Raw genomic sequence first — 12,036 nt, forward strand, 5'->3', positions numbered from 1 at the left:
AAAACTTTAGATTCCCTGATCTTAGTGCCCGGAAAGAAATAAAATAACGGAACAATGGTGGAAATTACTTATTGCCAAAAGTCCCTGATTGAGAATTTGGGGAAATTAAATCCGGCATGCAACAGGCCTTGGTTCAGCGAAGCTGTTTCCAAAGCACATCTCCGGATTTTTTATCCGGACAATTTCATCAGAATAGTTAGTCAGTTTATCCAGGATCTACAGCATTTTATCAGCTAACCCGTCAACTGTGCAGATATTCAGGTGAAAACTATTTTCCGAAGAGATACAATTTATCGGGTTAAATATCTATCTGCTTTTTAATGCTGTAAATCTTGAATATTGCCATTAGGTATGAACCGAACCGGATTAAAAAAAGCTGCCACTATTGGTCTGAGGTTTAAATCACTTTATGTCCTCGGTGGTCGGTGCTCCATTGACAACGCGCCATAAGCCCAGCGGGTTTTCATTTTGTAATTCCATCGGCAGAAAATTCAGATCCCAGTTTTGGTAAGTGATGGGTTTCAAAAATCGTCTGATAGAGTAAGGCCCTACTGCTGTAAATCTACTGTCACTTGTTGCAGGATACCCGCCTCCATGATGTGTTGCATAAAGCGGCTGGATACCATTCGAAAAGTTATTAAGCATTAATCGGCCAACCCTATTGGATACTGTTTCAATAAGTTCTTGATTATTCTGCAAATCAGATTCTTCGCCGAATATGCAGGCCGTTAACTGATTGACAAAATGCCGTGATAATGCGTTCAGCTCATCCTGATCTTTATACGTAACTACAATAGAAAAGGTGCCAAAAACCTCTTCTGATAAATTTTCATGGGCTAAAAATGTCGGTACGTCTGTTTTTAAGACAATAGATTCTACTGAGATTCCGTCTCCTGGTTTTCCTTTTGCTAACACCTCTACCTGGCTTATGTCTAAAGCTGCCATCTTTCCTTTTCTGAATGACTCGGCAATTTTTTCTGTCAGCAAGGCCTGAGGCTCTGTATCTTTTAATTCATTTTGTAAGGCTGTTGCAAAGACATTAAGCTCTTCTGTGTCAGGGACAATCAATACCCCGTTATTGGTACAGTACTGGCCGGCTTTATCCACTAAAAAGTCTTTGAAGGTCCGGGCAAATGCAGCCGTATTTTTCTTCCAATAATCCTGCAGCACAAAAACGGGGTTTACACTGCCCATTTCGGCAAACACAGGGATAGGTTCTGGTCTTTTGCTGGCTATATCAAAAATGGCCCGCCCACCGGGAATAGATCCTGTGAAACCTATAGCTTTAACCAATTCATGCCGGACAAGAAACTGTCCTCCTTCATTGCCATTAGAAAATATCTGACCGAAAAGTTCCTTAGGATAGCCCTCTTTTTCCAAAGCTGCTTTAACAACTTTTTCCATATAAACACTTGTTTTTGGATGTGCCGGATGAGCCTTTACAATTACCGCACATCCGGCAGCAAAAGCAGAGGATGTATCAACACCGGCGGTTGAAAATGCAAAAGGCCAGTTGCTTGCTCCGAAAACAGCAACGACACCAACACCCTTCCCAATAGTTCTAAGGTTGTAATTTGTTTGGTCTCCAAAATACAGTTCCGTATCAATACGGATATCCAAAATATAACCTTTCAACAATGCGTCGGCATTAGCCCGCCAGGCTTCTACCAACCATTCTTTTTCGGCACGGAGAGTCTCTTTTGATATGTTCGTTTCCTCATGTGCAATTGAAATAATTTCTTCATCCGTATTTTCAATGGCATGAGCAATCGCTAATAATAAATCAGAACGTTCTTTTACATTCCTGTTTTTGTACTGTAAATAGGCCTGGTGTGTCTGTTTTACAGTTTTGTCTATAATGTCTGTTGAAGTAAATGAATCCATTTTTTTGATATAACTGATGATTATTAAAAAGAATAGCAGCCCGTATCAGGTGCGGGTTTTATGGAAAGAAAGAATCCGCAACTGCCTGAGCAATCTGATGATCCTGTTCAGGAGTCCCGCCACTTACCCCAACTGCTCCTACCAATAATTTATCGAGGTAGAGCGGGATTCCGCCACCAAAAGTGACTATTTTCCCTTCAAGCATAGTTTCTATTTGGAAAAAGGATGCACCGGGCTGTGTCATTACCTGCAGATCTTTAGTCGAAAGCTGAAAAATAACAGAAGTATAAGCTTTTTTCGGAGCTAATTCTTTGCTTACAAGCTTAGCGTCTTTCATGCTTAAAAAGACTAAAGGCAATCCTGAAGCATCCACGATACTAACAGATACCGGAACCCGGAGTAGCTCAGCCGTATGGGTAGCGGTTTGCAGAGCTCGAAGCAGATTTTCTGTCTCAAAATACGCCTTAATATCTTTCATATTGACTTTAATGTAATGGGGCGTTTTGTTTTTTTGTCCAGTTGTCTGCTTCTGTCTTTTTAACCACATCAATGAATTCTTTCGGACAAATATTACGGTATAATCCTTCATCGCTTTCTGCCACTTCTACCATTTTATCAATCATTTCTTTCGGATCATATTGTTCGTAAGGGAATTGCGGATCTTTAATATTAACCTGCTCTACTGTCAGGCTGATATTATTCTTTTTCGCTTCCTCTCTTAATTGTGTAACCTGAGGTAATAATTCAACACATGCAATTACATTGTGCCCGTTTTTTGCCAATTGTAAAGCTGTTCCTTTTCCTAATCCGCTACCAGCTCCCGTAATTAAAATTTTTTTTGCTTTCATTGTATATTTTATTTTACAGTATATAATGTCTATTGTGTCAAATTGAATGCCACCAGATGGTGAAAAATTTATATTTCTGATATTTTCAGACATTCATTATTTAATCACTGTTTTCTCATTTAAAATTTACATTAAAAACTAATTTTTTGATATTATTTTCAAGTAAACTTTATTATACTATGAATTTTATATAAAAAAATAATTACAATATTGTATATTACATAGAAAATTAACTAAATAATTAAAAAAAATTCATAAAATATCAATAATATTTAACTTTATCTGAATTTATTCATTACTAGGGCATCTTGAGACAAATTTTTGAAAGTATTACGTTCGGACAAATTGTCTAATTCGTAAAATAATTAATAATTTTTAATTAACAATTTAACGAAACAGTATTTATTATTGAAAAAGTTGTTATTTTTACGCATATTTCATGAACAGAGATGAGAAAAAAAATTAAAAAAAAACACATATTCTTATTGTTTTTATTTTCTTTATTATGTTGCGATTCGGAATCAAATAAAAAATATTATGAAAATTTTGATATCTCATTAATAAAACAAAGCAAAGATCTTAAGGCTTCCGGTGATATCAATGCGTTCCTGAAGTTACAGCAGAAATATCTTAATCAAGCTGAAAAGATCGGTTATAACGAAGGAAAAGGAATTTGCTATGTTAATCTTGCCCTCGTCAGTTTTGCCAGAGCTGATTCTCAAAAAAATTTGTTTTTGCTTAAACAAGCCGAAAGGGAGCTTAAAAACTCGGAAAAACCCGAACATTTAACAATTCTTTATAATGGATTTACTACTTATTATATGAATATGAATATGTATGAAAATGCATATTATGAAAGTAATAAGGCGTTCAATGAGTTGAAAAAAATTAAAAACAAAGAGCTGAAAAATGAACTTTCTGCCTCGGCATTTCTAAAAAGATCTATGTACTTTTACTATAAATCACAATATGATTCCGCCTTTTTTTATATGAATAAGTGCAATACCATTGAAAAGAATGCATTGAATGAGGGTATTTTAGCAAGTTTTTATATGGATGGGAGGAAATTTGATTCTGCTTATATCCATATTAACCGTGCCCTCGACATTATTGGAAATAAAAAAACAGCTGCACAGCATCAGTACAGTACTTACCTGACTCTTGGACAATATTATTTTATGCTTAAACAGTATCCCGCAGCTGAACAGGCCTATATGAAGGCTATGGAAACGGCATCCTCGGTAAAAAAAGTATATGGAGCCAATCCGGAATTGTATGGAGCACTTGCCGCGCTATATAAGGCTGAAGGTGATAAGGAAAAATCAAATTACTATGCCGAGAAGTTTAAGGCTGAAAATAAAATTCTTGAAAAAAACAGGAGTGAAAATATAAACCCTGCTATTGATGAATTTATTGGAAACATTAAAAACGAGGGAAATAATATAGTTGACAATAAGACAAAAATTTTTGGGGTACTGGCTTTACTTTATCTGACTGTAGGATGCTATGGCTATTGGAAAATAAAACGGATGTATCATAGAAAATACAAATTGGAGAAATATGCCGAGAACCTCAAAAAAAAGCTGGGCAATGATAAGTATAATGAAGTGGTGATGCTTGCTAAAAATAGTGATCCTCTTTTTTTACCCAAGTTCAGGGAACTCCATCCCGGATTTATCGAAAAACTGCTTCAGATGAGTCCTTTTCTGGGAAAATCGGAATTATTGCTCAGCGCTTTTATAAAGCTTCATTTTACAACTAAAGAAATTGCATCCTATACTTCAATACAACCGCAGTCTGTACAACAAAAGAAGAGAAGGTTAAGAAAAAAGCTTGGAATTTCAAGTGAAGTAGACCTGTATAATTTTTTTGATACATTAACTGCTGATCAAGAATAATTATCCTGGCGTATGAAGTCTAAAGAATATATAAGATTACTATTTTTAGTATTCTTTTTAATTGGTTGTTCAGACCCGGCCGAGGATCAGTTTAAATCTTTTGATTTACCTCTTATCCGGGAAAGTCTGAAACTAGAGTATTCAGGAAAGCTGCGGAATTATACTGAACTGCAGAGAAAATATCTGAAACAAGCGGAGAGGGAAAATTACAAGGGAGGGATAGCCACCTGCCACATCAATCTTGGAAGAATAAACCTGTATAATGATACCAAAGAGTATCTGTTCTTATTAAAAAAGGCTGAAAGTGAACTGGAAGATACCAGAAACCCGGCTCAAAAAGGAAGACTTTTTACAGAATACTCTTTATACTATAATTATTTGAGTATGCATACCTATGCAATTTATTATAATAATAAAGGGATTAAAGAATTAAGAAAAATAAATGATCCTTTAATAAAAAGATATCTTCTTGCGGATGCTTTCCGGGCAAAAGGAGAAATCTATAAAAATTTACTCAAACTGGATTCCGCCTATACTTATTTTCAGAGATCCCGTATTTTGAAAAAAAGAGTATTAACAGATGTACTGTTGGCTGAGTATCATGTAAACAACAATACGCTGGACTCCGCAAAGTCTTATTTAGGATCTGTCCTTGATCTATCCAGGAACAGGTATCTTCCTTATGAGGTTGCACGTATATATAAAGTATCAGGAGATTATGAGATGAGGCTGAACCGTTATAATGAGGCTGAAAGAGCATATTTAAACGCATTAAAAGCATATAAGCAGGCTAAAATGTTTGATAATACCCGCAGCAGATTGTATATATTACTTGCGGATGTTTATCAGAAAAAAGGCGATTGGAACAAGGCTGAGTACTTCAGAGATAAGTATCACCTGGAACATGAGTCTATCAACAAAAATACGCAGGCAAATTATCCTCAGGCCAGAAATAAGTTTATAGAAGACATTAAACAGGATAATGAAACAGAAAAGTTTAAAATATTGATTTTTATCGCCTTTTTAATTCTTTTTCTCATTATAGAAGGAGGGTATATTTATACCGTAATAAAAAAGGTACACCATCAAAAATACCTGTTGCAGAATGAAACAAGTAATTTGCAAAGGGAATTCTACAATAAAAAATATAATGAAGTCATAGCCTTAGCGAGAAAAAATGATTCTTCTTTTTTAATGAGATTTAAGGAAATTTATCCCGAATTTATAGAGAAACTGCAAAAGATCAATCCAGAACTGGAAAATTCAGAATTAACATTCTGTGCCTACATAAAACTAAATTTCACCACCAAGGAAATTGCTTCTTATACTTTTGTACAGCCAGGTTCTGTACAACAACGAAAGAGGAGGCTGAGAAAAAGGCTTCACTTGTCCAGCGACGTCGACTTGTATAAATTTTTTAATGAGTTCTGAATAATTAACCGTCGTCAGCAATTTGTTTACTGGTTTATACAGTTCTTTAAATGATTCATATAACGGGTTGAGATAAGATTTTCACAGCACACGATCTTAGATACATCATCTTTTATTAATACTGTAAACTAATTTTCAGATACATCAGGCAATTTTTTCCATTAATTTTCTGAAAGTTGTAATGGAAATTGATAATAACTACCCTATTATTTCATTAAACAGCGGGATTAAGGCTATCCTACTTTGGTCATACTTTTATTTTTCCTCTTTTATTGATTTAAGTTTCGAATAGCATTAAGATTATTTTAAATATTGATAATCAATATATTACATCTTCTGTATGATCTGTGTAGGAGCCTGTTTTTTTTATTTTTTATAGCGTTAAGGTACTTTTGCGGAAAGAAACAGATACAGTTAACAGGTTTATTAAAATCCAGAAATATTATAATGTTTAACTGTATGCCTTATAAACATAAAGTATCGAAAAAAAAATATATTATGAAAACACAAATTTTATCCATTTCCATGTGGTTATTCGCTTTTGTCCTCTGTTCGGGGCAAACCGGCAATGTAGGTATTGGAACTACAGATCCCAAAAGAACATTGGATGTAAACGGTAACCTAAGGGTGCGTACCATTGCCAATAAAAAAGACAGTATCAACACCTATAACCGGGTACTTATCGGGAATAGTGCGGGAAATATAGATTACATTCCTCTAGACGCTTTCAACGTTACGCAACCCAATGTTAAGACCATTAAATTTGCATCGGGAAGTTTCCCTCTTGTAGAAAACAGCAGTACAACAACCTATACCCCGCCCGTCACTATCGGGAATCTTTCAGTCCGGTATAAAGCATATGAGGAATGCAGCCCTGTTCCTTTTGGTGGATGCTGGTTCAGTGGCAAATTGGAATTCCGCTATAACAGAAATAATGGTATGGGTAGCCGGTGGGTTTCTTCAACAACCGGATCGGGAAGCGGTGGAAGTATTAACAGTTACAATTCGGGAACAGTATTGGGAGTTACTCCCCAACAAATAAATGACACTTATGGTTGGAATGAAATTAACTATGAATATGCTAACGGTAACAACGATATTACCACTACAACATTAAACTTGTTCACAACCAATGAAGTTTACAGGATATCATTTATAGTATACGAAAACCAAGATGCTGACGGAGGCACTAATACACCTGCTGTTCCGGGTACTGTAACTATTTTTGTAGAACGTTTAACCAACGATTAAAAAGATTCTAAAAACACACAAATTTTGATTAAATTAAGATGTTCCCACATCACAATACTTGATATCAGTTTATTCTTAAAAATAATTAATTATATTAACTCTGACAGAAAAGCAGCAAGTAAGATTGCTGCTTTTTAAATAGATAAACTTTCAGCCCACACCAATGCAAAAGAGTTATAATTCGGAAACATTCATAAAGGCAGTCTTATTGGAAACCCGGTTAAAAATTTTATCAACTGAGCTTAAACTTCTTATCCAACTATAATGTATTTTAAAATTACGAATAGATCATCTGTTTTCCTTCTTTGGGCATGCTGTTTACTGATAAGTATGGCGGCGGCCGTAGTGATGATTATCGGATCCTTAATTTTTCCGGAACAACGGGTTATCATTGCAGTATTGGGAATTTTTTTCTTTGCCATTATTTTCCTGATCCTTCTGGGTGTAAATGTTTTTGATTTTGAGAACTCCGGAGAGGTCATCGTGATCAGAAATTATGGCATATTAAATCATCTGTTCGCCAACCGTTATCACAGAAAATTAGAGCTCCCACGGGATAAGATTCTGGCACTTGAAATTAAAAGAACAATGATAAAAAAATATCTTAAAGTAAAGATAGAACGGTATGATGGGACCAGGATGATTGTTTTTTTCTCCATCTCCTATCTTTCCGACATAGATATTCTACAACTCACTGAAAGTGCAGGCCATAAATATCCAAACGGATCTATTCTTCTAAAGAATAAGACTAAATAATCATATCGAAAAGAATGACTTATCGGATAAAAGTATATCCTATTATTTGTTTTATATAGAACTACTTAAAAACAAAATAAATCATGTGTATCTCATATTGTATTTATAACATCCGTTAAGCTATAATTTTAAAGTTTTTTACGACTACACAGATACTACATAGACTGATAATCTTACTGAGGCTCTCAAAATAGATTTATATTTGCCCGGTAACAAGCTCTGATGATATGACCTTATTGCTGATAGTGCTTAGTTTCTTGCTCTGAAATAGAATAACAAAAATAATGTTAATTAATAAGCATAATTATGGAAAATCATGAAGAATTTATATGGCAGCCCAATATTGTAACCATAAAAATGTCGGCGGAATATATATCTTCAGTAGCCATCGAGGATAGTTTTGAGATCCCTCTGCCCCGACAGCCCGGGCAACAATATGATTTTTCCACTTTACAGATCGTTACCGGATTAAGAAAGACGGATAAAACTACAGAGTTTTTATTGGATAAAGACCTTTCTCAGGGAATACAATTTATTATAAGCACCATGCCTGCTAAGGAAGAGAGCAGACAAACCGGATTATCATTGAAAGTTTCAAAAAGTGAATGACACTATAAAAAAGGGTAAACGGATCTTTTTTTCTGACGAAAATAGCAAAAAACGTCAGCCAAAATAAAATTTTCACATAATATAAACCAGATTGTTTCAGCTATGGTAAAGCAATTCTCTACAATTTGTATAATTCACATCAATTAAAGAAAAATTATGAAAAAAACACTATTATTTTGTCTATCATTAATGGCTGCCACATTGGCAAACGCCCAAAATGATAATTGCTCAGGGGCCACGCCATTAACAGTGGGCACCGATTTTACTTCAGGAGCCATCACTTCCACCAACGTTGGCGCTACTACGGACGGTGCACTGCCTTCATGTAACACAGATGCTGTGGAGAATACCTGGTTTAGCGTAGTGGTTCCGGCAAGTGGAAATCTTAAGATAGAAACCCGTGAAGCTCCGGGATCTTTATTTGATGATTCGGTACTTACCGTGTACAGCGGAACCTGTGGTTCTTTGACAGGAATTGGATGTAATGATGACGGGGATTATGATTCTTTTTCATTTCTTACACTTATAGGACAAACCCCGGGAACCACATTATACATAAGCGTATGGAAATATGATTCCGATACAAGCAACGGAGAATTCCAGATTTCGGCGTATGATTTCCAGCCACTTGCTAATGACAATTGCTCAGGAGCCATACCATTAACAGTGGGCACCGATTTTAGTTCAGGAGCCATTACTTCCACCAACGTTGACGCTACTACGGACGGTGCACTGCCTTCATGTAACACACATGCTGCAGACAACACCTGGTTTAGCGTAGTGGTTCCGGCAAGTGGAAATCTCAAGATAGAAACCCGTGAAGCTCCGGGATCTTTATTTGATGATTCGGTACTTACCGTGTACAGCGGAACCTGTGGTTCTTTAACGGAAATTGGGTGTGATGATGACGGAGATAATGATTATTTTTCACTTCTTACACTTACAGGGCAAACCCCGGGAACCACATTATACGTAAATGTATGGAAATTTGATCCCGGTACAGACAACGGAGAATTCCAGATTTCGGCGTATGACGATACACAATTGTCTACTCATGAGGTGGCTGACAGCAGAAAAAAAATCGGTGTATCTCCAAATCCTTTCCGTGATTTTCTTACAATTTCTGATGTATCGAAAGTGAAATCAGTGAATATTATTGACACATCCGGAAAACTGCTTAAAACCATTGAAAAACCGTCTGCTTCTCTTTATCTTGGTGATTTAAAGGAAGGAATTTATTTGGTCACCTTAAAAATGGATGACGGTAGTACAAAAACTATAAAAACCATAAAGAAATAATCCATTTTAACATAACATAAGAAGAGACTGACCAAAGGTCAGCCTCTTTTAATTTTATCAGTTTTTGCCTGTACCTCCTTCATGTAGAGGGTTCTCAAGAGGCTATCAAATCTTAGGCAGCCTCCTTTTATTACCGGCAATTGCTTTAATGATTTGTAAATTAAAGCCAGTTAGGAACGGGTGGTCAGTTTCATTCTGAATCAACTGATTATTTTATAGTTTATCTGCATTTTGTTTAACGCCTGGAGATTTTTGCAGGGCTAGTTGCCCCCTGTTCATACAATTCCTTGAAACGGTAAAAGCAACGGCGTGAATGAGCCATCACTTTATACGTCTTTGATACATTTAATATTTTCAAACATTTCTCTTTGTGATTTTTCAATCAATGGCTGAAAGAATTTGCTATATTTGTTATCAACCAAAATAATGAGCATGAAAAAACACATCGCTACAGCAGTATTAATGGCTGTAGTACTGACCGCCTGTACATCCAGAAACGCTACTCCTACAACAGCTACAGGATCCGCCACGTCTACCGCCGGGCAGATAGCCCAGGGAAAAACCATTTTTGAGAACTCCTGCGGAAAATGTCATAAACTGCCGGATCCTACAAAGCATACTTCCGTACAATGGGTAGGAATCATGAACGCCATGGCTCCAAAAGCCAAGCTGACCGATGAGCAGCATCAATGGGTTTATGATTATATCGTTTCTGTAAAAAAATAATTCCTCAACTATTCACTTTAAAAGATAAGATCATGAAAAAAGTAATTTTAAGTATTTTTTCAGGGTTTGCCCTGCTGGTTTCATGCGGGCCTAAAAGCGTAGCCGTCACCGGGCCGAAATATACCTCGTCTGAACAGCTTGCGCAGGGGAAAACGATTTTCGAGAGCTCATGCAACAAGTGTAACAAACTACCGGACCCTGCAAAGCATGATGAGCAGGGATGGATAAAAACTTTGAGCAGAATGGCCCCGAAAGCCAGACTGACCGATGAGCAGCATCAGATGGTTTATGATTATCTGATTTCTGTCAATAAAAAATAAGCTTTCAATGAAAGCTTATTTTTTTAATTCAATCCCCAAGCCCGGTTTTTCCGAGAGAATTATCTTGCCTCTGTCTACAAAGCTGCCTGTGGCATCGTCATTGGATATGAGACTGGCCCCGTCCAGATCCGCGTAATCCGTAAGACCGGCTAAAGCGCTGCCTGCAGAAATACCTACTGAAGATTCGGTCATACAACCTATCATTATCTTATAGCCCAGTTCTTTTGCTTTCCGGATCATCCTGAGAGCTGGAGTAAGCCCTCCGCATTTCATGAGCTTGATATTTACACTTTTGTAGTAGGGCACCAGCTCTTCCAAGGACCAGAGGTCCTGGCAATCTTCATCTGCCATCCAATTGGCAAAACTTTCTTTTCTCAGTATTTTATAGCAATCAACGGGTCTCGGCTGCTCCAGATAGGAGAATCTCTGAACCCCGGGATTATTTTGCAGCCATATGCAGTCTTCATCTGTAAAACTGGTGTTGGAGTCTAAGGCAATATCCCTGTTCAATTGCAAAAGCTCTCCGATATGGTCCTTATTCAGCCCCTTACATTTTACTTTAAACTTCTTCCAACTGCTTTTTTCAATTTTTCTGATCTGAGCATTAATATCGTCCACAGAAATAGTAATTGAGCTTTCCGTAAGGTTGTCAGAAGGCAGCCGGTTAAGCTCTATAAAGCTTTTGTTTTCAAGCTTTCCGAAAAGATCCCAATAAGCACAATCCAAAGCGGAAAGCAAAAACGGATGCAGGTCCAGACGTAACAGGAAGGCAAAAAACTCATCCGGATGTGTGATCTCCCGGGCTTCGACTGCTGTCCGGATCTCTTCCAGTTTCACTATAAATCCGGTAAGGTCAATCCGGTAATAGTCTATTGCAACGCATTCCCCGTAGCCTTTTCTGCTTTGGTGGGAAAGTTCTACCAGCAAAGACTGCCTCACGGTATAATTGCCGTAAGAAATGGAGAATGTGTCTTTCAGCTGAAGCGCCCTGATCTTAAATTTTATCTGCATTTT

The 12,036-nt window shown here is 36.7% G+C and carries 12 protein-coding genes; 8 read left to right on the plus strand and 4 right to left on the minus strand.

The window, feature by feature from the left end:
- Positions 1-402: 402 nt before the first annotated feature.
- Genes ABMQ40_RS03285 through ABMQ40_RS03295 form a run of 3 tightly spaced genes read right to left on the minus strand, consistent with a single transcriptional unit; the run spans position 403 to position 2,825 of the window.
- On the minus strand, positions 403-1,884 hold the full coding sequence (locus tag ABMQ40_RS03285; RefSeq protein WP_370896516.1) for an aldehyde dehydrogenase family protein: 1,482 nt from the start codon (positions 1,882-1,884) through the stop codon (positions 403-405).
- Between the two features lie 58 nt (positions 1,885-1,942).
- Positions 1,943-2,362, minus strand: a complete 420-nt coding sequence (locus ABMQ40_RS03290) for a GlcG/HbpS family heme-binding protein (RefSeq protein ID WP_370896518.1) — start codon at positions 2,360-2,362, stop codon at positions 1,943-1,945.
- A gap of 7 nt (positions 2,363-2,369) precedes the next feature.
- Complete coding sequence (locus ABMQ40_RS03295) at positions 2,370-2,825, minus strand: SDR family NAD(P)-dependent oxidoreductase (RefSeq protein ID WP_370896520.1); 456 nt, start codon at positions 2,823-2,825, stop codon at positions 2,370-2,372.
- A 641-nt stretch (positions 2,826-3,466) separates the two neighbouring features.
- Here ABMQ40_RS03295 and ABMQ40_RS03300 point away from each other — a divergent pair.
- The 8 genes from ABMQ40_RS03300 (at position 3,467) to ABMQ40_RS03335 (ending at position 11,022) form a co-directional block, all read left to right on the plus strand.
- On the plus strand, positions 3,467-4,630 hold the full coding sequence (locus tag ABMQ40_RS03300) for a hypothetical protein (RefSeq protein WP_370896522.1): 1,164 nt from the start codon (positions 3,467-3,469) through the stop codon (positions 4,628-4,630).
- Between the two features lie 12 nt (positions 4,631-4,642).
- Positions 4,643-6,061, plus strand: coding sequence for a tetratricopeptide repeat protein (locus ABMQ40_RS03305; RefSeq protein ID WP_370896524.1), 1,419 nt, complete (start codon positions 4,643-4,645; stop codon positions 6,059-6,061).
- Between the two features lie 498 nt (positions 6,062-6,559).
- The gene (locus ABMQ40_RS03310; RefSeq protein WP_370896526.1) at positions 6,560-7,312 is read left to right on the plus strand and encodes a hypothetical protein; all 753 of its coding nucleotides are present in this window, start codon (positions 6,560-6,562) and stop codon (positions 7,310-7,312) included.
- Positions 7,313-7,642: 330 nt separating this feature from the next.
- Positions 7,643-8,068 carry a hypothetical protein gene (locus ABMQ40_RS03315; protein ID WP_370896528.1) on the plus strand — a complete coding sequence of 142 codons (426 nt, stop codon included), beginning with the start codon at positions 7,643-7,645 and terminating at the stop codon, positions 8,066-8,068.
- Positions 8,069-8,374: 306 nt separating this feature from the next.
- The gene (locus ABMQ40_RS03320) at positions 8,375-8,677 is read left to right on the plus strand and encodes a hypothetical protein (protein ID WP_370896530.1); all 303 of its coding nucleotides are present in this window, start codon (positions 8,375-8,377) and stop codon (positions 8,675-8,677) included.
- A 156-nt stretch (positions 8,678-8,833) separates the two neighbouring features.
- Positions 8,834-9,976: a T9SS type A sorting domain-containing protein gene (locus ABMQ40_RS03325; protein ID WP_370896532.1), complete on the plus strand. Its 1,143-nt coding sequence runs from the start codon at positions 8,834-8,836 to the stop codon at positions 9,974-9,976.
- Positions 9,977-10,408: 432 nt separating this feature from the next.
- On the plus strand, positions 10,409-10,702 hold the full coding sequence (locus ABMQ40_RS03330) for a c-type cytochrome (RefSeq protein WP_370896534.1): 294 nt from the start codon (positions 10,409-10,411) through the stop codon (positions 10,700-10,702).
- A 32-nt stretch (positions 10,703-10,734) separates the two neighbouring features.
- Positions 10,735-11,022 (plus strand): cytochrome C, encoded by a 288-nt coding sequence (locus ABMQ40_RS03335; protein ID WP_370896536.1) that lies wholly within the window; start codon positions 10,735-10,737, stop codon positions 11,020-11,022.
- Between the two features lie 15 nt (positions 11,023-11,037).
- On the opposite strand, the gene ABMQ40_RS03340 is transcribed toward ABMQ40_RS03335, so the two are convergent.
- On the minus strand, positions 11,038-12,033 hold the full coding sequence (locus ABMQ40_RS03340; RefSeq protein WP_370896538.1) for an enolase C-terminal domain-like protein: 996 nt from the start codon (positions 12,031-12,033) through the stop codon (positions 11,038-11,040).
- Positions 12,034-12,036: the final 3 nt, after the last annotated feature.

Source organism: Chryseobacterium gossypii, assembly GCF_041361455.1.
Taxonomy (GTDB): Bacteria; Bacteroidota; Bacteroidia; order Flavobacteriales; family Weeksellaceae; genus Chryseobacterium; species Chryseobacterium gossypii.